This is a genomic window from Roseovarius sp. BRH_c41, assembly GCF_000961715.1.
Taxonomy (GTDB): domain Bacteria; phylum Pseudomonadota; class Alphaproteobacteria; order Rhodobacterales; family Rhodobacteraceae; genus Roseovarius.
On sequence record NZ_LADY01000060.1, the window covers coordinates 24,571 to 47,640 of the forward strand.

Here is a 23,070-nt window from a genome sequence, read left to right on the forward strand (position 1 = left end):
TTTCTGCTGATGCTTGACATATAGTCGCCATTGAGAATAGAAAATATACGGGATGCGTAACTGTGTCCATATATTTATTATCCCTATGTGGTGGGTGGACGATGCTGAAATGGGGTGTGGAACGCAGGCTGGAGTTCATCGAATTTCGCCTGTTCTGGGAGGGCGGTGTCAACCGTGCCGATCTGATCGAGATGTTTGGCGTCTCGGTTCCACAAGCCTCTAAGGATCTGACGCTTTATCAGGAACAGGCGCCTCAGAACGCGGTCTATGACAAGAGCGCCAAGCGCTATGTCGCTGGACCTGCATTCAGCCCCGTGTTCCTCGATCCAGATCCAGATGCCTATCTGCTACGGTTACGGTCTTTTGCGGAAGGTTTTACTGAGGCTGGGGCGAATTGGCTCGGCTTGGCGCCTGCTGCCGATGTCGCCATGACGCCGCGCCGCAAGGTCGATGTCGCGGTTTTACGCACCGTGCTGGCTGCCGTTCGGGACGGCACGTCGCTGAACATCCATTATCAATCAATGAGCCGGGATCGCCCGGATCCGGCTTGGCGGTGCATTACCCCGCACGCCTTTGGCTTTGACGGGTTTCGCTGGCATGTCCGTGCCTGGTGTCACGAGATGAAGGGTTTCAAGGATTTTCTGCTTCCACGCATCCTTGGTCTCGGGCCGTCGGGTGATGCTGGCGTCAAAGGGGCTGAGGATGTTCTCTGGCATGAGACATTTGATATCGTCATCATGCCACATCCCGACCTCTCGGAGGGGCAGCAGGCGGTGGTTGCCAAGGATTACGGAATGGCTGATGGCAGGGCCGTGCTGTCCGTGCGCTATGCGATGCTGTTTTATGTGCTCAAGCGGCTCGGCTTGCTGGAAAATGCGCGAGGTCGTGACCCGCGAACTCAGCATATCGTCGCTGCGAACGCTCTCGAGCTTACCAAGGCGTTGAAGCGGGCAAAATTTGAATTCGACGACGCAGATCCTACCGACGAGGGGCGGCAATGATGGCGACGCCTCAAGAATACCGCATGTCCTTCAGTGTCGGTGGGCTCTTGGTCAAGGAAAGTATTGCCCTGGTGCAGGCATCCCGACCTGGTGAGACTTGGCCGGAGGCGCGCGAACGCCTGGTGGCCGAAGGCATCTCCTCTTTTCCAAAACTGGCCTCCCAGACGAGGGTGTTGCGGGAGGTATTCGACCGGATCGGACACCTGACCGATGCCGAGCGCACCTATCTCCTGGAAGACGCCGATCGCTTGGAGCAACAGGCTCTGATTTGGCTGGCGGTTTGCAGGACATACCGTTTCGTCCGTGAATTCGCTGTCGAGGTGGTTGCCGAGCGATACAACTCGTGGCGGTTTGATCTCGGCCTTGAGGTCTTTGATCGTTTCCTCGCCGAGAAAGCTGAAAGTGATCAAGGTCTTGCCAAACTCTCGCCGTCAACCTGCGCGAAAGTCAGGCAAGTCTTATTTCGCATTATGCGCGAATCTGGATTGCTGAGCGATGACGGTAAGATCCAACCAATATGGTTGTCAGTGCGCATGAAGGTGCTGATCGAAGAGACAAATCCGGAGGATCTGTTGATTTTTCCCGGAAATAGGGGGCAGCTTTGAGCACGACGATGGATCGACGCAAACGCGCCGAGCACCTCTTACGGGTGGTCGCAAGCCCACGATTTCTCGACAAGCAAGGTCTTGGCAATGAAGTTCCGTTCTTCATCTGTGCTTATGGCGCGGAGGAGGGGCTGAGCATGGGTGAGGATCGCAAGGATCTGATCGCCCGCCTTGGCCATGCCGGTGTTCAGGTGCTCGACATCGACCTCTATGACCTGTCTCTAGAGGTTCTCAAAGATCGCGAAATTCTAGATCAGGTTCTGGAGATCGAGGCGGAAACGGAAAAGGCAGAACTGAAAGAGCTTTTGCAGGGCGTTCTGGACCCACAGGAGCATCTTATTCCTGCAATTGCCCGCCGCATCGAGGCAGAGCCCCACGATGTGATTTTTCTGTCTGGCGTGGGCGAGGTTTATCCATTTCTGAGATCGCACAACGTGCTGAACAATTTGCAGAGCACCGCAAAAGATCGGCCTACGGTTATGTTCTTCCCGGGAAAGTATACCCATGCGCTGGCGACCGGTGCTTCTCTGGAACTGTTCGGCCAACTGCATGACGATAAATATTACCGCGCCTTCAATATCATGAATTACGAGGTCTGACCCATGGCTACCCTTCTGTCTGACATTTTTGCCAAGCCGGTCGACCGTTCGATTGACGGTGTAATTAAGGCTGATGATAAAACCAGCCTGCTCATAGAGCTGGATGAATATGTAATCACCAACGAGATCGGCGCACGTCTCGAGCAGTTTCTCGATGCTTACAACAATTATGAAGCTGCGAACGGTGTTTGGATCTCTGGGTTCTTCGGGTCCGGCAAATCGCACCTGTTGAAGATGCTTGCCCTGCTATTGGAGAATGACACGGTCGAGGGTGAGCCTGCTTTTTCTGTCTTCGAGCGTAAACTGGCAGGAAATCCGATGCTGGCCGGAGCGTTGCGCAAGGCCGTTGCGATCCCGTCGAAGTCCGTCCTGTTCAACATCGACCAAAAGGCGGATGTCATCTCGAAAACAGATGTTGATGCCCTTTTAGCGGTTTTTCAAAAAGTCTTTGACGAGCTGTGCGGATATTACGGCAAGCTGCCACATATCGCTCAGTTTGAGCGCGATCTGGACAGCCGAGGCAAGCTTGACGACTTCAAGAAGGCCTTTGAGCGCTCTGCGGGTAAGTCCTGGGAGCGTGGCCGTGAGCAAGCGCTCATGGAAGGCGCACATGTAGCAGCTGCCTTTGCCGAGGTCACTGGCGATGAGGTGAAGGATATACTTGGTCAATATCGCAAGGACACCCGTATTTCGATCGAGGATTTTGCCAATATGGTGAAGGCTTGGATCGACGCGCAGGGACCCAAATTCCGGCTGAACTTTTTCGTTGATGAGGTTGGTCAATATATCGCCGATAACGTCAAGCTGATGACAAACCTGCAGACCATCGCAGAAAGCCTGAATACCAAGTGCAAGGGGCAGGCATGGATCATTGTGACGGCCCAACAGGATATGGGCTCTGTCATCGGCGATCTGACTGCACAACAGGAGAACGACTTTTCCAAGATCCAGGCCCGCTTTGCCAATCGCATGCCGCTGAACTCTCAGGATGTGGCCGAGGTGATCCAGAAGCGCCTGCTTGCGAAGACCGAGGCCGGTCAGATCACCCTGGGCAACCTCTATGATGCCGAGGAAAATAATCTACGAACTTTGTTTGACTTTGGGGACAGCTCATTCAAATTCAAGAATTTCTCTGGAAAAGATCAGTTTATCTCGAGTTATCCATTTCCGAACTACCAGTATGATTTGTTTCAGCGTGCCATCATGGGACTGTCGCAACATAACGCCTTTGAGGGCAAGCACAGCTCTGTCGGCGAACGTTCGATGCTGGGCGTGTTCCAAGAGGTCGCCAAGCGGCTGGCCGACACACCAGTGGGTGGTCTTGCCACCTTTGATTTGATGTTCGAAGGGATCCGCACCGCGTTGAAATCTTCGGTCCAGCAGTCGATCCAGTTGGCAGAGCGGAATCTTGGTGATGAGTTCGCGGTGCGGGTTTTGAAATCGCTTTTCCTTGTGAAATACGTCAAGGAGTTCAAGCCAACGGCGCGAAACATTTCGATCCTTTTGTTATCACGGTTCGATGTTGATCAGACCAATCAACGTCGTCGCATCGAAGAAGCGCTATCGCTTCTGGAACGTCAGACGCTGATCCAGCGCAATGGCGAAGCCTACGAGTTCTTGACCAATGAAGAGAAAGACGTCGAGGCCGAGATCAAGGCGATCGCGGTGGATCCAGCCGAAATTGAACGACATCTGGATGAACTCGCCTTTGGCTCCGTTCTGCGTCACACCAAGATCCGTCATGGCAGCACAAGCAGTGACTATCCTTTCACGCGCAAACTGGATGGCCACGCGCTGAACAAAGAATATGAGCTGTCGATCAACATTATCTCCCCGTTCAGTGATGATGCGGATGCACCGGAAGTTGTCCGATCTAACAGCATGGTTCGTGATGAACTTGCTGTCGTTTTGAACCGCGATATCCGTTTCACCCGCGATCTGATCCTGTGGATCCAGACAAGCAAGTTCGGCCGCCAAGCCTCTGCGGGGCAGGAACAGCCCGGACGAGACCGCATCATTGCCGAAAAGCGCGATCAAAATTCGCGGCGAGAGAAAGACCTGCTGACACGCCTGCGCAGCCTGATGTCAGAGGCCCGCATGTTCGTGCGCGGAACCGAGTTAGAAGTCGGGGGAGAGGATCCGCAAGACCGATTGGTGAAAGGGTTCCAGACGCTGATCGACAAGGTCTATACGAACCTGCCCATGCTGCGAAATGCGATTTTTACCGAAGCAGATCTTGGCAAAGCGGGTCGCATCGACGGCGGGTTGTTTGGCAATGAGGGCAGCGGCCTGACCGAAGCCGAACAGGAATTGCTGAACCACGCACAAAGCCAAATGAAGCTGGGCGTAAAGGTGTCCGCAAAGACGCTGGTCGAGAAGTTTGGCGGCAAACCCTACGGATGGCCTGCGGTGGCCGTTCTGTGCCTGATCGCAAGCCTCGTGGCGCGCGGCAAGCTCGAGGCGCGCGTTGATAGTGCGCTGCTAGAGGGCGATGCACTGGTGCAGGGGCTGCGCAACAGCCATGCGCTTGGCAACATCCTTCTGTCGCCGCAGATCGAATTCACAGCCGCGCAGATCCGCAAATCCCGTGAGGTGTTCCAGGCTCTGTTTGACCTTCCGGCATCCGGCACGGACGCCCGCGCCCTTGGCGCTGAATGGCAAGCACAGGCGCGGAAACTCTCGACAGAACTCGACGCGCTTGGGCGTCAGGCAACCAGCTATCCGTTCGTCGTGGCGCTGGATCCGTTGCGCAAGCAGATCGATGCGATGCGCGATCAGGCTGCAAGCTGGTTCATCACAGGCCCGGTGGAGCAAGAGGATGCGCTTCTCGACGCCAAGGAAGAAAACCTCGACAAGATCCGCAGCTTCATGACGGGCCCGCAAAAGGCCATCTATGACGATGTGCGCAGCTTTCTGGCGTCGCAGGAACCCAATGTCGCCTATGTCGATACAGCAGCGGGGGACATGCTGCGCAAAACCCTTGCTGATCCGCAATGTTTCAAAGGGACTGTTATTCAGGAACTTAAAGTGGAGTTCTATGCCCTGAAAGAGCGGATCGAACAGACCGTTCTGACCGAGCGCAACAACGTCATCGCTGCGATTGACGAGGTGGTGGAGAAAGTCGTTCAGACCTCGGAATTCCGCGCGCTTGATCCGGATCAGCAGGTCCGCATTCGCGATGGGCTGGCCGCGCATAAGGACCGGCTTGGCACGCAGACCCATATCGCGGTGCTGCGCGATCGGGCGACCGGGGTGCGCAATGATCTTCTGGCCGATACGCTGAACCGGATCACAGCACTTGCGACGCCGCCTGAGCCATATTCGACTCCCGAACCCAACGGTGGCCAGATGGATGAGGCGGCGGCAAAAACGCCGATCAAACCGGCCCCCGTCAAACCCGCTTTCATCAAGGCGCAGTCGATCCCGGTTGCGTTCCCGAAATCCTACCTTGAGGATGAGGCTGACGTGATCCGCTATCTCGATGAAATGAAAAAGACCCTGCTGGCGGAAATCAGTGCGGGCAAGAAGGTGCTCGTCTGATGGATACCAATGCGCTCAAGAAATTTGCTCAATCCGCTCGCAACCTGCTGATGGATCAGGTCAGCGCGCGGCTGGATCTGGCCTTGGCCGAAGGGGGCGCCGCGCGGCGTGAACACCCCAAGGCCGTCAAGATGCTGGAGGCGGCCAGCAACGCCAATCGCAGCCAAGTCATCGAACAGGCCGCCTATGCCTGGTTCAACCGCTTTACCGCCCTGCGGTTTATGGATGCCACGGGCCTGACCAACCCGCGCGTGGTGTCGCCCGCCGATGGGGCCACGCGGCCCGAGATCTTGGCCGAGGCGCTGGCGGGCAACCTGCCGGATGGCGCGCGGCCCGAGATTGCCGAATACCTCAACGGCACCCGCCCCGCCCATGATGCGCAGGCCGAGGCGTATCGCCTGCTGCTGATCCATGCCTGCAACCACTGGCACGGCCCCATGCCCTTCATGTTCGAGCGGGCCGAGGATTACTCCGAACTCCTGATGCCCGATGACCTCTTGTCGCCCGACAGCATTCTGGCCCGCCTGCGCGACTTGATGACCGAGGACGCCTGTCAGGATGTCGAGATTATCGGCTGGCTCTACCAGTTCTACATCTCCGAGAAGAAGGATCAGGTCTTCGCGGGCCTCAAGAAGAACCAGAAGATCACCGCCGAGAACATCCCCGCCGCGACGCAGCTCTTCACGCCGCACTGGATCGTCCGCTATCTGGTGGAAAACTCGCTGGGGCGGCTCTGGCTGCTGAACCGGCCCCAAAGCCGTCTGGCCGAGCGGATGGACTACTACATCGCGCCGGAAGAGCCCGAGACTGACTTTCTCCGCATCACCCGCCCCGAAGACATCCGCATCTGCGATCCTGCCGCCGGCTCTGGGCACATGCTGACCTATGCCTTCGACCTGCTCTACGCCATCTACGAGGAAGAGGGCTATGACGCGACCGAGATCCCGGCGCTGATCCTGACGCACAACCTGACCGGGGTCGAGATTGACGACCGCGCGGGGGCGCTGGCCGCCTTTGCGCTGGCGATGAAGGCGGCGGCCAAGCTGGGGCGGCGGCGGTTTTTGCGGATGGAGGCGAAACCCAACATCTGCGTGTTGCAGAACGTGGCCTTTACGGACGCCGAGATGCAGGACGTGGCCGCCGTGGTGGGGCGCGACCTGTTCACCGATGAGCTGCGCGAGACGTGTGCGCAGTTCGAGCAGGCCAAGAACTTCGGCTCGCTGATCGTGCCGAAGCTGCGCGACCCGGCAGAGGCGCTGCGGGTGGTCGAGGCGCGGGATTTTGCCAGCGACCTGCTGTTGAAGGACGTGCAGGCGCGCGTCGTGGCCGTGCTGCGTATGGCCGAGGCGCTGTCGCCGAAGTATCATGTGGTGGTGGCCAACCCGCCTTACGCGGGAGCGAAGGGGCTGAATTCAGACCTACAGAACTTTTCCAAGGATGCTTTCCCAGAAAGTAAATTCGACCTTTTCGCCATGTTCATGCAGCGATCACTGGACGCATGCCTTCCCAAGGGAATGGTCTCGATGGTTAACATGCAGTCATGGATGTTTCTTTCGACATATGAGAAATTTCGAAGCACCCTTGCGAACCTTTCTACCATTCTGTCCATGGCGCATCTTGGAACTCGGGCGTTTGATACAATCGGTGGAGAGATAGTCTCCACGACAGCGTTTGTGTTGCAGAAGCTCTGCAATCGAAGCTATGTCGGCGACTTCCTACGACTCACGGACGGTAGATCGGAAGAGGAGAAGCGAATTGTTATTCGCAAGCACTCAAATCGCTCCGCACCCGATGGGCATTACCGAGCATCATGGGCAGACTTTGAAAAAATCCCGGGCAATCCAATTGCGTATTGGGCCGGATCAGGAATCTTGGAAGCGTTCAATAGCAGTAGTTTGCTATCCGAACTGTGCAAGCCCATGATCGGCATGCGAACAGGTGACAATGAGAAGTTTCTGCGGCAATGGTCAGAGGTTAGTTTTGGACTCGCAAAACTAAATGCGACTGACCGAATTTCAGCAAAAGTGAGTGAAGCAAAGTGGTTCCCCTATAATAAGGGGGGCGAGTTCCGGAAATGGTTTGGAAATTGTGATCTTTTTGTAAACTGGGAGAACGACGGTCAAAGAATTAAGACAGAAACTTTAGAAAAGTATCCGCAGCTTAGCTGGGATAATTTGGGCTGGAAGATTTCTAACGAGAAATACTTCTTCAAGACTGGCGTTACATGGACAGCGACCAGCACGGGCGGCTTTGGAGTTAGGAAAACTGAAGGCGGTTTCCTATTTGACGTCAAAGGATCGAGCGCTTTCCCAAAAGAAGCCGACATTGGAGTCATATTGGGATTGTTGGCGAGCAAACCTGCTGATGTTGTTCTGAAGATGTTAAATCCAACAATTGAAACCCAACCGCGCGATGTCGGTAATATTCCCTGCCCCTTGACGCCCACTTCAGTGACGGGAAAATTGCTTGCGGAACGTATTATTCCTGAGCTGATCCGAATTTCCAAATCCGACTGGGACGCCTACGAAACCTCATGGGATTTCACCACGCTCCCGCTGCTCCAAACCGACCACCGCGCCGAGACGCTGGAGGACACCTACACCACCCTGCGCACCCACTGGCAGGGCATGACGGACGAGATGCAGCGGCTGGAGGAAGAGAACAACCGCATCTTCATCGACGCCTATGGTTTGCAAGACGAGTTGACCCCCGAGGTGCCGCTGAACGAGATCACCCTCACCTGCAACCCCGCCTATCGCTATGGCATCAAGAACGACACGGCGGCCAACGAGACCCGCCTGCGCGCCGACACCATGGCCGAGTTCCTCTCCTACGCCGTGGGCTGCATGTTCGGCCGCTACAGCCTCGACGCGCTGGGCCTGATCCTCGCCAATCAGGGCGAGACGCTGGCCGACTACCTCGCCCGCATCCCTGAGCCGCGCTTCATGCCGGACGAAGACAACGTCATCCCCGTGCTCGACGCCGACTGGTTCCCCGACGACATCGTGGCCCGCGCCCGCGACTTTATCCGCATCACCTTTGGCGAGGCAAAGTTCCGCGAAAACCTCGCCTTTGTCGAAGCGGCCCTTGGCAAGGATCTGCGCAAATACTTCACCCGCGATTTCTATGCCGACCACGTGCAGCGTTATAAAAAGCGCCCGATCTACTGGATGTTCTCCAGCCCCAAGGGCAGTTTCAGCGCGCTGATCTACATGCACCGCTATCGCCCCGACACCGTGTCGGTCGTGCTCAACCAATATCTGCGCGACTATATCGGCAAGCTGGAGGTTGAGCGCGCCACGCTGGACAAACGCGCCGATGACCCCACCGCCACCCCCGGCCAACGCACCAAGGCGCAAAAGGACGTGGGCGCGGTGATCAAGCAGATTGAAGAGCTGACCGCGTGGGAGCGGGACGTGGTCTATCCCATGGCGCAGGCGAAGATAGCGATTGATCTGGATGACGGGGTGAAGCGGAACTATCCGCTGTTCACCGGCGCGCTGAAACCGATCAAGGGGCTGGAGGCGGCGGATGACTGACCGCATCACCGCCGGTCTGCTGCGCCTCTATGAGGATCAGGGCCATCGCATCGTGTTCTGGTATGACGCCGCCCGCGATTTGCGGGACGCGTTCGACGCGGTGGATCTGGCGGGTGTGACCAAGGTCGAGATCGCGAACAACGAGTTCGGGTTGAAATACCGGATGCTGCGGCAGGAGCCGAAGACACGGTTTCTGGTCTACAAGGAGGCCCCCGAGCCGCCGATGGTGGAAAACTGGCTGCTGGATGTGCAACTGGCCAGCGCCGTGTTCCGCGCCGATCAGGTGGCGATCTGGGTGGCGGAACTGGGCATCCCCGTGAAATTCGAGGCCGCCGTGCGCGACCACGTGGACTTCTACCGCTCCGCCAAGCGGCTGGCGCGGGTGGCCGAGATGGAGCGCGAACGCCCCTCGCAAACCGAGCAGGACGTCCGCCGCAAGATGTTGGCCGTCTGCGCCGAGGCGGAAGGCGATCTGGACACGGTGATCGAGTGTCTGCTGGGCGAATTGGCCGAGGACCGCGACGATGCCCTGCGCCTGATCGAGCGGGTGGGCTTGACCGGGTTCCTGTGGAAAGAAGTCGGCGCGCGCTATGGTTATACCGCGACCGAGCCGGATTTTCAGGATTTCGCCATCACTCTGTTTGCCAGCGCATGGGGCCGGGCCATGGGCGAGGCTGCCGCCTTGAACGCCGAGGCTGCGATCATGTTCCGCCGCTGGAGTGCGTCTCGCCGTTGGGGTGAGGCATTCGAGAAGCTGTCTGGCGCCTATCAGGACCTGCTGAAGATCCGCGACGACCTGCAAGCGCGCGATTTCCGCAGCCTGATGCCGCATGACCATTTCGAGGAGGTCGACCGGCGCATCATCATCTCCATCGTGGAGGGTCTGGCGAAGCAGAGCCTTTCGGCTGGCGACGTGCTGAAATGGGTGCGCGAACGACGGCAGAGCCATTGGTATCAAACCTACAAGGATGTCTATCAGGCCATCGGCTACGCCACCGAGTTCCAGCAGGCGCTGGCCGAGGCCGATCTGACGATGACGAGCGTGTCGGATGGCGTGAAGCGCTATGCCGCAAGTTGGTTCCGTCTGGATCAGCTGTATCGTAAGTTCATCTACCATATGCAGAAGAGCGGTCAGGCCGGGTTGCTTTCGGCGCTCTATGAGGCGGTGGAGAACCGCTACACTACGAATTTCGTGCTGAAGCTAAACGATGCCTGGCAGGATCACGTCACCAAGCTGACAGACTGGACGGTGCCGGGGTATCCGCGCCAGATGGATTTCTATCAGGACCAGGCGGCTGAGTTCCGACGGAAAGACCAGAAGGTTGTCGTCATCATCTCGGACGCCTTGCGCTATGAGGTGGCTGAAGAGGCTCTACGCGAAATCCGTAAACTAAACCGTTTTGATGCGGACCTGAAGCCGATGATCTCATCCTTGCCCAGTTATACCCAACTTGGCATGGCCGCGCTGCTCCCGCATCGACAGGCGGCCTTTCGCGACGACAGCGATCAGGTTCTGCTCGACGGTGAGAGCACGGTTGGGGCCGCCGCACGGGAAAAGGTGCTGAGCGCAGGACGTGCGGGTGACCGTGCAAAGGTTGTGTCAGCCAAGGATTTCATGAACCTCGGCACTGCCGAAGGGAAAGAACTCTTTCGCGACAACGACATTCTTTATCTTTACCACAACCAGATCGACGCAACAGGCGACAAGCTTGTGTCCGAAGAGTTTGTCCCGGCTGCCGCTGAAACCGCCATTGAGGATCTGGTCAAGCTGGTGCGCAAACTGACCTCGGCCAATTTCTCGAACATCCTGATCACAGCCGATCATGGGTTCCTCTGGCAACGCCGTGCGCTAGACGAGAGCAGCTTTGCCTTGGCCGAACCGGATGGAGACATCACCTGCCGTAATCGCCGGTTTGTCATTGGGCGCGGGCTTGGCACGAACGGCGGGATGAAGAAATTCACCGCCGCTCAGCTTGGTCTGACGGGGGAGCAAGACGTTCTGATCCCAAATTCGATCAACCGACTTCGTGTTAAGGGTTCGGGCAGCCGTTTCGTCCATGGCGGAGCCAGCTTGCAGGAGATTGTCCTGCCGATTTTGAGGGTCGGGAAGCAGCGCAAAGAGGATGTCGGGCAGGTGTCGGTGCAAATTGTGCCGCCCGGGCGGGCGCAGATCACGACAGGCCAAATACAGGTCACGCTCTATCAGATGGAACCGGTCACTGAGAAACAGCAACCGCGACAGGTTTCAGCGGCGATCTTTGCAGGTGACGGAAGTGTCATTTCGGACGAGGTAGAGCTTGTCTTCGACTTCACCTCGGACAATCCTCGAGAACGTGAAATGCCGAGAAGCTTTCTGCTGACGCGCGCGGCAGACGCCAACAATAATCAGACGGTCTTTCTCAAGCTGCGCTCGCGCATCGGCAAGACCAGCCATTTTGAGGACCATGCTGTTCAGCCCTTGCTGATGAAGCGCGGGATCAACACCGACTTTGACTTCTGAGGTATCAATGACAGCCCTTGACGACAAAATTAATGAACACTTCGCTGGCTTCGTGGTCCGCAAGGATCTCGTGAAGGCGGTGAAAGGCAATGCCATCGTCCCAACCTACGTGCTGGAATATCTACTTGGCCAGTATTGTGCGACGGACGACGAGGCCTCGATCGCGACAGGCATTGAGACGGTCAAGGACATCCTGCGCAAACACTATGTTCACCGTTCCGAGGCAGGATTGGTTCAGTCAACGATCAAGGAAAAGGGGCGCTACAAGGTTATCGATCAGGTCAGCGTCGCCTTGAATGAAAAGACCGACGCATATGAAGCGGTATTTGAAAGCCTCGGGATCAAGCGTGTCGCGATTGATGCCGCCACAGTCAAGGCGCACCCCAAGCTGCTGGTAACCGGCGTCTGGTGCATTGCCGACGTGCAATACGAGTTTTCCGATGACAACCGGATCTCGCCTTGGATCATTGATACGTTGAAGCCCATCCAGATCGCCCGCGTCGATTATGAGGGATACCGCCAAACCCGCGATCACTTTACCACCGAGGAATGGATCGACCTTCTGATGCAGAGCATCGGGTTCGACCCGGATGCTTTTGGCCGCCGTTCCAAGCTGTTGCAGCTGATGCGCCTGATCCCCTTCGTCGAACGCAACTACAACATCATTGAGCTTGGCCCCAAGGGGACGGGCAAGTCGCACATCTATTCGGAATTCTCCCCCCATGGTCAGCTCATCTCGGGCGGGGAAATCACGGTGCCGAAGTTGTTCGTCAACAATTCAAATGGCCGGATCGGTCTCGTCGGCTTTTGGGATGTCGTAGCCTTTGACGAGTTCGCCGGGCGGGAAAAGACCGCCAACAAGGCGCTCGTCGACATCATGAAGAATTACATGGCGAACAAGCAGTTCTCACGCGGGGTCAACCCGATGGGGGCTGAGGCCAGCTTTGCTTTTGTCGGTAATACCGATCACAACGTGCCGTGGATGCTGAAGAACAGCGACCTGTTCGAGGCCTTGCCGCCCCAGTTCCACGACAGCGCTTTCATCGACCGTCTGCATGCCTATCTGCCGGGCTGGGAGGTCGACATCATCCGTGGGCAAATGTTCACCTCGGGTTACGGCTTTATTGTCGATTACCTCGCCGAAATCCTGCGGCATTTGCGGGCTGAGGATTTCTCAAACAGGCCCAATCGGTATTTCACCGTCCCCGTTCAGACCCACATCCGGGACCGTGCCGCGATCGACAAGACCATGTCCGGCCTGTTGAAACTGATCTTCCCGAACGGTGGAGAAACTGAGGCCGAAGTCGAGGAGCTTCTCCGCCTGGCCATCGAAAGCCGCAAGCGGGTGAAAGACCAACTGCTGCGGATCGACAGCACGTTTGAGAAGGCAGATTTTCACTATGTCGGAACAGATGGCGCCAAGCGAAAAGTCACCACTCTTGAGGAAGAAGAGTTCCCTCAATTCTATCATCGCAGGCCGACTGGCGACGAGGACGATGTCATCGTGCTCGATGGGCCTGAGATGCCCCAAAATCCGGCAGCGGACGTGGCAGAAGGTGACATGGGCACAGTGCCAAGTGCATCCGGCGTAGCGCCCAAAGCCTTTTCCCCAAAGGCTGGACACATTGTCTTTACTGAAAACCGCAAGGGGATCAGCTTTGACAAGATCTTCGGTCCATGGACGGATGGTGCTAGTCGGATCACTATAACCGATCCTTATATCCGTCGATTCCACCAAGCCCGGAACGTAATGGAATTCATAGAAATGCTGATCCGCCGTAAGGCCCCAGAAGATCAATTAGCCGTGCATCTCATCACAGCACCGGACGATGGAAATATCCAGGAACAGCGGGAATGTCTGGATGGGATTACGGAGGCCTGCACCGATACAGGGATCGATTTTTCGTGGACGTTCGACGAAACAGGAACCATGCATGCACGCGACATAAGCACTGATACCGGCTGGAAGATGGTGCTGGATCGTGGACTGGATATCTTTCAGCCGACCCCGCGAAAGACGAATGGGTTCTCCCTAGGCGAGCGGATGCAAGAGCACAGGATGATCCGGAGCTTTTACGTGACTTACGTCAAAGTTTCCTGATCAAAGGAAACACTATTTTTTAGAGGCGATGTGATCGTTGAGGCCCTGCCAATGAAGATTGTTCAGTTAATTCTTGAGCGTAACGGGCTAAAACGACCTGATGGGCGCCCGCTTTACTCGTATGGTGTCACAGATTCCGAGCGAGAGGATCTGGGATCTTTCCTGCGCATGCGGATTGGCGTGGGTGGGCTTACGCCATCGACTGCGCAGGGCTTTGTGATTTGGGCGGCAGAGCATATCAGGACAGGCTTTAGCGGTGGACAGCTGACTTGGGATTTTGTTTTCGATGGGATCGCTCTCGACTATGATCGCCCAGCCGCTATTGACCTGACAAGTCGTGGTCTGGATGCGTGGGGACGCAAGTTGCGGCGCAGTGATCAAGGGCACAGGGAGTTTCTTTATTCTCTGCTTGCTGAAGGGGGGTTGCCGGATCTCGCACTCGCTAACGCCCCGCGATATCGCGGGGCGCTGCTCGGGCTTGTGTCAGCAATAGAGGGCGAAGGTGTGCTTGGGGCGTCGATCGCTCACGCTGCGGCTCTGAGGTTGGTCGAGGATTTGCCCCAGGTATTGCGCTCTGGAGAACAGGCCCGTCTTATGGCCGAATTAGCGCAGGCGATCATTGCCGCAAGAAGTCTTTTGCCAGGAGATCTGGCCGTTGAAGCCGCTGAGAACTGGCTTGACACTCATAACCCTGACTGGCGTCAGGAACTGCCGCTACGGCTTTCCCATGCTGCCTTCGAGGCATTGGTGCTTCCCGTGCTGCTCAGCGAGCGAAGGCGTGCAACGCCGGTGTCTGTTTTGGCACGGCGGCAGTTACGTAAGCATGTAAGTGGTTCATGGATCGGTGTTGCCGAAATCTCTGAGGGGGCATTATTGCCGCATGCGAATCTTGCGGGTGTTGATCGCAGTCTTCGATTGCGACTAACGACCGACGCAGGTGCGGGGTTCCTCGGTGTTCCGGTTGAAGATGGCTGGGAACTAACTCGTAGTGCGGGACGTGGTGCCTTGATGATGCCTGTCGCACCTAGTGAGCCGGTTTTCCTGAATGCCCACGCTGATGGGCGGTTTCTGACGCAGGTTTTGGTTGATGCTGGGCAGGTATCGCCGGATGATGCGCCATCTCTCTGGCGTGCGCTTGATCCCGATGTCGCCATGCCAGAGGTATTGGTGCCACTTTCAGGCCGAGGACAGACAAAAGCAGATCGAGTTTTTGTGCTAGCACCTGACAGGGCCATCCCTGAAAGCGCCCATGATATGCGCTTTAGTAAAGACGCGATTGGGCCGGGTGGCGCTGTCTGGTCGGTGTCTGGTTGTGGAGTCGCCCGTTTTGGGGCGCATGAACTGGTCATCGCGACTGGAGCAAATGAAGATGCGCCCGCAACGAGGCTTGCGGTTCTGGGGCGCCCGATCCAGGGATTTATGATTGACGGGGGGATCGCAGCCTTTCTTGGCGCGCCGATATTACTAGGCTTTGAAGGCGACGCACCGATGCGGCCGATCGGGAAAGATGTGCGCACAAGGTCTGTGCCCGGTCTACTGGGAGGGCATGTCGCGGAATGGTGCGATGGAGGGGTGGTTCTTGCGCGCTGCCGCTATGTTGTTTTGTCCGAAACAATGAAGATGGACTTGCGCGAGATCGTCGATGGCCAAGCTATGCTTAAGGCTTCGGGACTGCCTCAGGGTATTCATTTGCATCTTGGAGTCGGAAAGGAACGGCACGCGACTGTGATTAGTGATGAAGGGTGCGCCACATTGGTATTCCAAGTTGCAGGACAGCCCGCGACGTTTGATATTCGGCTGTCAAGTCCGGCCAACGGGGAAAGTCTCTCGATGACAGGGGTTTGGCCCTCTCGCGTGGCACGTGTTCTCGATGGGCGGGGTGCGCTGGTGTCCAGTAATCGACCGCTTTCTCGGCAGGGACTGGTCGGATGGCGGGGTGTATTACCCGAGGCTGGTGGGGCTGTGCAGTTGCGCATGGCGCGCGGAGGAGCGCCGGTTGCCTTTGCCGCCGCAGGAGTGGTGCCGCTTGTTCAGTTTGGCAATGTGATCGATCTGGCCCTTTCCCTTCAGGGTGCTGATGGCAGAGTGAATTTGCGTCTCGTCGGAGGCGGGCAAGAGACACCCCGATTGGAAATCGGTCGATATGACTGGAATGCCGAACCTAAAGGCCCCTTCTGGCATCTTGACCCAGGGGTCACACATCTAACGGCGGTCAGTCTTGATGATCCTGCGCGGACAGTATCCGTAGACGTTGAAAGCTGCACGGATCCGGTGGTTTGGCTGGGTGAAGAAGAAGGGCTTTGGTTTGTCCAAGGCTGGTCAGAAACCCAGGGCGTCATGCGGCCCGTTGTCTGGTCCGCGCGTCCTATGGGGTGGTCTTCGCGGGACCAGCGACTGCAATCCTATACCGTTGAGTGGCAGCGACTGCTCTCTGACCGCGATGATCTGGCTTGGGATCGGATCTGGAGCCTTATCCTCGCGGTCAGAGAAGCCGGAGATGCTTCGGCGCTGGATCAGGTGCAGGCCTTGGCTCGCGTTCCTGGCGCGGCTGTAGCTTTGTTGTTGCGCGTCGGTCGTGTGGACCGCGCCGCCGCCTTAGCGATCGAGACCGAAAGCCCATTATGGTGGCCACTTGTGCCTTGCTCAGCCTGGACAGAGGGCCTTGTTGCGGTGCGGGACGGGTTACGCGGGCGGTTGCGGTCTGCGAGCATAGATGAGGCCGAGATTGGCAAACTGGTTGAGGAGCGCCTTGCGCGGGCTGCAGGAGAGATTATCGCTTTGCGACCTGAATTGGCGGTCCATATCGGTCAGGCCTTCGCTAGAGCAGGTGAAACGCCGCTGGCGCTAACGTCTGGAGGAATCCCCTTTCCGCTGGCCCTGCCGAACGCTAGGGCTAAGTTTGTCGCTGCTGCCCAAGAGGCGCTGCGCCGTTTCTCCAAATTGCCCGATGGTGTGTCCGGCCTCTTGGCTGAAAAGTTGCAGGATCCCCTACCTGTCAGCGATGATTTCCGCCCTCTTCTGCACGCTCCCTTTGTTGCTGCGGAAGTCGCAAGTGGTTTGCGGCCTGCTCTCTCCGCCCAAGAACATCTGCAACTGATTGCCCTTCGCGCCGCTGACCCTGTCTGGTTCGATACCGCACTGCCCGCCGCTCTAACACTTGCATTGGACCTTTCCAGATGACCGATTCTCATTCAAATCTTCTGCCTGCAATTGACCATCTGGCGCAGCGTTCAGCACGTGGCATAGTTGCGCGTTCGCGTCTTGCTTCGACGGGGCTCAACTCACTGCTTTTGCGGGTGCTTTCTGCGCCTTCCGGCTTTCCCGCTGCGCTGGTCGCCGATCCGGTGATCGAGGCAGCGAAGTCTTGGCTGCTTGCGCGCGAGACCATGGGCGATCTGTCTGGAAGGCTTCTCTCGGAGGATTTGATTACCGCACTCGATCAGGCCGAAGGCAAGGCGATGGCAAGGGAAAGCCATCCTCGCCAGCATCAGCTGGAGGCTTGGCGTGCCAGTCTAGAAGGCAACAACTCGGTTCTGGTGACGGCAGGCACTGGGGCGGGCAAGACCGAGTGCTTCCTGATTCCAATCCTACAGGACATTCTGGCAAACCCGAGGTCAGGTGGCGGTGTGCGGGCAATTCTGCTCTATCCGTTGAATGCGCTAATCGAAAGCCAGCGCGAACGTCTCGCCGCTTGGGCGGCGGGTTTGGGCGGCAAGGTCCGCTTCGCGCTTCTGAATGGCGACACTCCCGAGACGGAGCGGGATGCGGTGATCAAATCGGACAAGGTCGAGCTGCGGTCGCGCGCGAAGATCCGAGAATGCCCGCCAGAAATCCTAGTGACCAACATCACGATGCTCGAATATCTGCTCCTGCGGACAAAGGACAAACCGCTCATTGAGATGAGTCAAGGCGCCCTTCGTTGGATCGTCTTGGATGAAGCGCATAGTTATATCGGTAGTCAGGCTGCCGAAATGGCGCTTTTGCTGCGTCGGGTGAGGGCTGGATTTGGTGTTTTGTCCGATGACGTCCGGCTGATGGCAACCTCGGCTACGATTGGCGGAGATAAAGATGCTCCAAACAAGCTCCGCGCCTTCGCTGCAGCGCTTGCCGGACAAGACGGGGGGCGAGTTGTGGTCGTAGAGGGCAAAGAGGATGCGCCTGTTCTACCTGCACCGGGGCCAGACGTAGCACTGGATGCCGTGGCCCTTGCTGACATGACGTCCGAAGAGGCCGGCGCCGTTCTGGCACCTCATCCCAGAATTCAGCTGCTCTGGAATGAGATGTCGCAACAGGGCCTGACACTTTCGCGGGTGGCGGAGGTCCTCGCGGACGATCCGACTCAACGAGCTGAGGCTGCTCGCCTGCTGGACTTGCTAGGCAGATCGACCCGCCAAGGGCGACCGTTGTTACCTTGGCGAGGCCATCTTTTCCATCGTTCTCAAGGGGGAATCTGGGCGTGTCCCGACGCCAATTGCATGTGCCGCCAGCCTGACTTGATCTCCGATGAGGCTAACTGGCCTTTCGGAGCGGTATGGTTTTCAGCGCGGGCACGATGTGAATGTGGTGCTCCCGTTTATGAGGTTGTTTCATGTTCAGATTGTGGACAGGTATTTTTGCAAGGTCTGTTCCATGGCGGCGCAGAGCCTCGACTGGAACCTCCCGAGTCGGGTGAGGCTGATGATTACGCTCTGGATGCCGAACCCGATGAGGGTGAGGGAGGAGAGGCTGATCGCGGATTTGCTTGGCTGCTTTGCGGCGAGGGGATCTGGCTCGCAGATGATACGCGCATCTATGACAATACCGTGCCCGAAGGCGTGCGTGCCCGCAGGATGCAACTGCTCCACGTTCCAGCAGATCGAACCTGTTGTGACAGTGCTGGCTCAGCCCGGCTGATGGGGCTGCATTTTGGCCCCGCTTTCCTGATGGGAAATGCGCTTGGCGGCCTGATGGAAGATATCGTGCCGCCTGATGAGACGCCTGGTTTGCCAGCAGGTGGGCGGCGCGCGCTGACCTTTACCGATAGCCGTCAAGGCGTTGCCCGCCTCGCGGCAAAGATGCAACAGGATGCCGAACGCAGTCTGACCCGCGCCTTCCTTTGGCATAGCGTGCAGGAGGGGGGGGCTGCAGACCCCGTCTGTGTAGCAAAGCTGCAGAGCGATGCAGCAAAGCTTCGAGCGGTTGGATTAGACGAAATGGCCGCAGACAAAGAGCGGGAACTGGCAAAAGTGACGGGAGCGTCAGCGGAGCCGGTCAAATGGCCCGACTTGGTCCGACGTTTCGGGGGACATGTCGATCTAGCGGAATTTGCGGGTGATATCTGGCGCAACCGTCGGATTGGTAGGGAAATGGCCGATGACCCGTTGAAGCTTGCCGAGGCATTCCTGTTCAGGGAACTGTTCCGGCGTCCTCGCGTTCAGAACAATCCCGAGACGATGGGCTTGGTTCGTCTGGTCTTTCCTGCTTTGGCTGAAAGGGCACGCCTTTCCGGGCCGCCAGCGCCTTTGGCAGAGACTGGGATAGACGCCGAAGGTTGGGTGTCACTTGCGCATCTGGCGGTGGATATGGTGTTCCGGCAGGCTCTGGCCGTTGAGATCCCGCTGGATATGGTGCCGCTGGTTGCGCCTCGTTTCGGGCGGCTGAATACGATACATGCGGCTGACACGCCCCCTGATCGAATGGCAGAGCGTTCTCGCCGCTGGCCTGGATCAAGAGCCGAGCGTCACAAACTTGTTCAACTTGTTTATGCGCTGACGGGCGGTAACCCGGACTCCGCAATCGATCAGGAGCGGGCGGATGAGGTTCTAACCGCGCTATGGTCCATAATCTGTAGCACGGCGGCGCGGGACATGGGGCAAGGTGCATGGCGTTTGAATTTCTCTCGCGCCGGCGTTGAGCGACTGGAGCGCGCTTGGTTATGCCCGATTACGCGCCGTCCTTATGGTTGGTCGGCTGGCGGTCGGAGCCCGAATGATCCGAGTCAATTCATGGCTGAGATCACCATGCCTCGCCTGCCTGCCGCCAATGCTGGCGGGTTGACAACCGAGCAGCGTCGCGAGGTGGCGCACTGGACCGAGAAGGACACGACGGTAGCCTTTTTGCGCGGGCGCGGCCTTTGGACCGATTTGCACGACCGGCTTGCGGCTTTCCCACCCTACATCAGGGCGCAGGAACACTCCGCTCAGATCCCGAGGGCCACACTCCAGCGCTATGAGGAAAAATTCCGTGACGGACGGATCAATCTTCTGAACTGTTCAACCACGATGGAGATGGGCGTTGATATTGCCGATGTGCGCCTTGTTGTGAACTCCAATGTGCCGCCCGCGCTATCCAACTATCGGCAGCGCGCAGGACGGGCGGGGCGACGTGGGGAACCATGGGCCTTCACAATGACCTTCTGCCGTGACCTGCCGCTCGACCGTAGGGTCTTTGACAGCCCTACCGATTTCCTGTGCCGTCCCATCGTCGCACCCAAAGTGTGGTTTGATAGCCCGTCGCTGGTTCAACGCCATGTCAATGCAGCTCTGCTGGCTGCATGGCTTTCGGAGAACGGCGGGCAGGATGTAAGGGGAAGTATCGGTGCCTTTCTCGGTGCCGGTCAACGCGTTGACGAGGCCGTGCTTCCAGGTGCTATGGCCGATGCCTTCCTGATCGCGCTGGACAGTGAATGGGGGGCATCGCAGGTGAAACGGATCGCTCCTCTTGTCGCAGGCACATGTCTGGAGGTGCGGGCGCTGCATGCGCTTGTCTTACATTGCCATGAGGCGTTCGAACGTCTGGTTTTGCGGTGGCGCACCGAGCATCGCATCCTGCTGGAAGGCGCAGAGACGATGCCTGACAAGGATGCTGGCAAAGCGCTCGAACTGCGGGCGCGGCGTCTGGCAGGCGAATTTCTGTTGGGAGAGCTGGCGCGGCGGGGTTTTACGCCAGCTTACGGTTTCCCCACGGATGTGGTGACCTTCGCGAACCTGTCCCAGAGTCCGGCCGATGCTGACGGAGGGACTAGCCACCTTCGTCGCGGCACGGCATCGCGCCCGCTTGACCAAGCGATCAGGGAATATGCGCCGGGCGCTGAATTGGTGATCGACGGGCTTGTTCACCAGTCGGAGGGGATCCTACCGGCTTGGGAGGCGGGCACGGATGCTTCTGGGCTTGAAGATCTCCGCACACTCTGGACCTGCGATGCCTGCCACTCGTTTGCGCTCGAAGCGGGTGAGCCCATCGCCTGTCCGCAATGTGGCCATACTGGTCTGAGCTATCGTAAGGTGCTGCGGCCTGCCGGGTTTCTTGGGGCCAAGCCCGCCCATGTCGGCTACGAGAACCTTGCGCATGTCGAAACCGATCCGTTGCGTCTTTCGGCTCATGGCGGCGATTGGATCGCGCTTGGCGAAGGAGTTGGACGGATGCGCGCCGACCCGGCAGGGCTAGTCGCTCCCTCGGTGGCAGGGCCATTGGGGGGCGGTTTTGCAATCTGCCTTGACTGTGGGCGTGCAGAGGCTGAGCCTAGAACTCAGCCGGGCATCCCCACCGTTACGTCTAAGACCATGCGCCATCACCGACCTCTAATGTTGGGACGCCGTCTGAAGCTGACCCATGACGGTTATTGTCCATCGGCCAATGCGCCCGGACGCATTCAGCACAACGTTCATCTTGCCCAGGTCGCGAGAACCGATGTCTGGGAATGGCAGTTACCCGTCGGCGTCGCTGCCGGAACGGCCTTGACCCTCGCAGCAGCTTTGCGTGAAGCCTTGGCCGAAGGGTTGGGCGTCGAACCTGACGAAATCGGCCCGGCAACGGACCGATCGACCGGGCCGGCGCAAGATGCGTGCCAGTCGCTGTTTCTCCATGATCGTGCCGCAGGCGGGGCCGGTCTTGTTGCGCGCATGGCGGAGCCCGCAATGCTTGAAACCTGCCTCGACCGTGCTTTGGTTCTGCTGGATTGCGCGGATGGCTGCAGAAAGGGATGCCCTTCGTGCATCCTGCGCCCCGATCTTAATCGACGTGATATAAATCTTGACCGGCCAGGTGCGCGCGATCTGGCCCAGGCGCTGCGCATGAGGCTGGCTCTGGACCCGGGCGAGCAAGTATTCGGCCCCCAGACTAGGTTGGCGGGCCGGAACGCGACAGATTTCGTTGCCGAGAGGTTGCAATCAGGTCGGTTGCGTTCTCTCGACGTCTGGCTTCATGGCGATCCGGCAGTGTGGGATTTCGGCGAATGGCGCATGCGCCGGTTGTTAGAGAGGGTTTCGCAAGCCGGTGTTCGTCCCCGCATTCACCTGCCGACTGCAGCTTTGACCGCAGCTGGCTTCGATCTTTCATGCAAGCTGGCGATCTTTGCTTTCTCGTCGGTAGCCGACCTCCATCGCATAGACCAGCCACCAATGGCTGGCGCAGCCCCAATCATTCTTCGTTTCGACTGTGGCGCCGGGGTTGATGCGCTTGCAGTTTTGGACCCGATGGAGGCCAGACCTGGTGCCGAATGGGGGGCAGGGGCCATGGCGCTCGTGGTGGCTGGACCTGCGCCTGAGGTTGACATTGGGGCGAAGCTTTCGGCCCAAAGGCTCATAGAACTTGGCTTGGGCAATGCTCATCTTTTGAATGTTGGAACTGAAATGGATGGACCGGCCTCCGGCTTCGGTCGCCGATTCTGGTCCTGGCTGTCAGGAAAGGCACCTTTGGACATCGCTGCGATGCAGTCAGTCGGGGTGAGTAGTCTTGCCTATAGTGACCGCTATCTGCTGTCTCCCTATACGCTCCGGCTTTTGGCCGAGGTGATAAAATCCGCTCCAGGTGCGAAAGACGCCCACAAGGTGATCAACATGGCGTTCTCCGACAGGTCGCGGGACGCGACCCGTTATCTCCATGACACATTCCCTTCCGATACAACACGGCGTGAGGTGATCCGCCAAATGGTGCCTGGGGTGGAGGTCACCTTGCTTGCTAAATCGCACATGGCGCATGGCAGAAGCTTGGCGATCACATTGAAAGATGGACGCCAACTGACGATTCACCTTGACCAGGGATTTGGGGGTTGGAGGGTCGATGGAATGCATCGGCATGACTTCGCGGTCCCGGACGCGGCGCAGGCCAAAGGAATCGCCGCTGCGGTCTTTTCAATCATCGGGGATGGCATGGTCGGGGCACCGCTTGCTATAAGCAGGATGTAATCTGTTTGGATTGGACGGATG

The 23,070-nt window shown here is 58.0% G+C and carries 9 protein-coding genes; all 9 read left to right on the plus strand.

The annotated features are described in order from the left end of the window. Positions 1–101: 101 nt before the first annotated feature. From VR71_RS18670 to VR71_RS18710, 9 genes are read left to right on the plus strand one after another with little or no spacing between them, the layout of a single operon-like run. Positions 102–1,001, plus strand: a complete 900-nt coding sequence (locus VR71_RS18670) for a WYL domain-containing protein (RefSeq protein ID WP_045686126.1) — start codon at positions 102–104, stop codon at positions 999–1,001. Next, the gene (locus VR71_RS18675) at positions 998–1,606 is read left to right on the plus strand and encodes a DUF1819 family protein (RefSeq protein WP_045686127.1); all 609 of its coding nucleotides are present in this window, start codon (positions 998–1,000) and stop codon (positions 1,604–1,606) included. Before VR71_RS18670 ends, VR71_RS18675 begins: the two co-directional genes overlap by 4 nt. Positions 1,607–1,614: 8 nt before the next feature. Next, a complete protein-coding gene (locus tag VR71_RS18680; protein ID WP_045686128.1) occupies positions 1,615–2,205 on the plus strand; it encodes a DUF1788 domain-containing protein in 591 nt (196 codons plus the stop codon). A 3-nt stretch (positions 2,206–2,208) separates the two neighbouring features. After that, on the plus strand, positions 2,209–5,745 hold the full coding sequence (gene brxC, locus VR71_RS18685) for a BREX system P-loop protein BrxC (protein WP_045686129.1): 3,537 nt from the start codon (positions 2,209–2,211) through the stop codon (positions 5,743–5,745). Then, a complete protein-coding gene (pglX, locus tag VR71_RS18690; protein ID WP_045686130.1) occupies positions 5,745–9,284 on the plus strand; it encodes a BREX-1 system adenine-specific DNA-methyltransferase PglX in 3,540 nt (1,179 codons plus the stop codon). Before brxC ends, pglX begins: the two co-directional genes overlap by 1 nt. After that, positions 9,277–11,784, plus strand: a complete 2,508-nt coding sequence (gene pglZ / locus VR71_RS18695) for a BREX-1 system phosphatase PglZ type A (protein WP_045686131.1) — start codon at positions 9,277–9,279, stop codon at positions 11,782–11,784. The genes pglX and pglZ overlap by 8 nt, the downstream gene beginning before the upstream one ends. 7 nt (positions 11,785–11,791) lie before the next feature. Continuing rightward, the gene (gene brxL / locus VR71_RS18700) at positions 11,792–13,885 is read left to right on the plus strand and encodes a BREX system Lon protease-like protein BrxL (RefSeq protein ID WP_045686132.1); all 2,094 of its coding nucleotides are present in this window, start codon (positions 11,792–11,794) and stop codon (positions 13,883–13,885) included. Positions 13,886–13,936: 51 nt separating this feature from the next. Beyond that, the gene (locus VR71_RS18705; protein WP_296430589.1) at positions 13,937–17,065 is read left to right on the plus strand and encodes an STY4851/ECs_5259 family protein; all 3,129 of its coding nucleotides are present in this window, start codon (positions 13,937–13,939) and stop codon (positions 17,063–17,065) included. After that, positions 17,062–23,049, plus strand: a complete 5,988-nt coding sequence (locus VR71_RS18710; protein ID WP_045686134.1) for a DEAD/DEAH box helicase — start codon at positions 17,062–17,064, stop codon at positions 23,047–23,049. The genes VR71_RS18705 and VR71_RS18710 overlap by 4 nt, the downstream gene beginning before the upstream one ends. The last annotated feature ends 21 nt before the right edge of the window (positions 23,050–23,070 follow it).

Coding starts and splice junctions, on each gene's coding strand:
- VR71_RS18710 (WP_045686134.1), top strand. CDS start 17,062: ATGACCGATTCTCATTCAAATCTTCTGCCTGCAATTGACCATCTGGCG.
- brxC (WP_045686129.1), top strand. CDS start 2,209: ATGGCTACCCTTCTGTCTGACATTTTTGCCAAGCCGGTCGACCGTTCG.
- pglZ (WP_045686131.1), top strand. CDS start 9,277: ATGACTGACCGCATCACCGCCGGTCTGCTGCGCCTCTATGAGGATCAG.
- pglX (WP_045686130.1), top strand. CDS start 5,745: ATGGATACCAATGCGCTCAAGAAATTTGCTCAATCCGCTCGCAACCTG.
- VR71_RS18705 (WP_296430589.1), top strand. CDS start 13,937: ATGAAGATTGTTCAGTTAATTCTTGAGCGTAACGGGCTAAAACGACCT.
- brxL (WP_045686132.1), top strand. CDS start 11,792: ATGACAGCCCTTGACGACAAAATTAATGAACACTTCGCTGGCTTCGTG.
- VR71_RS18670 (WP_045686126.1), top strand. CDS start 102: ATGCTGAAATGGGGTGTGGAACGCAGGCTGGAGTTCATCGAATTTCGC.
- VR71_RS18680 (WP_045686128.1), top strand. CDS start 1,615: ATGGATCGACGCAAACGCGCCGAGCACCTCTTACGGGTGGTCGCAAGC.
- VR71_RS18675 (WP_045686127.1), top strand. CDS start 998: ATGATGGCGACGCCTCAAGAATACCGCATGTCCTTCAGTGTCGGTGGG.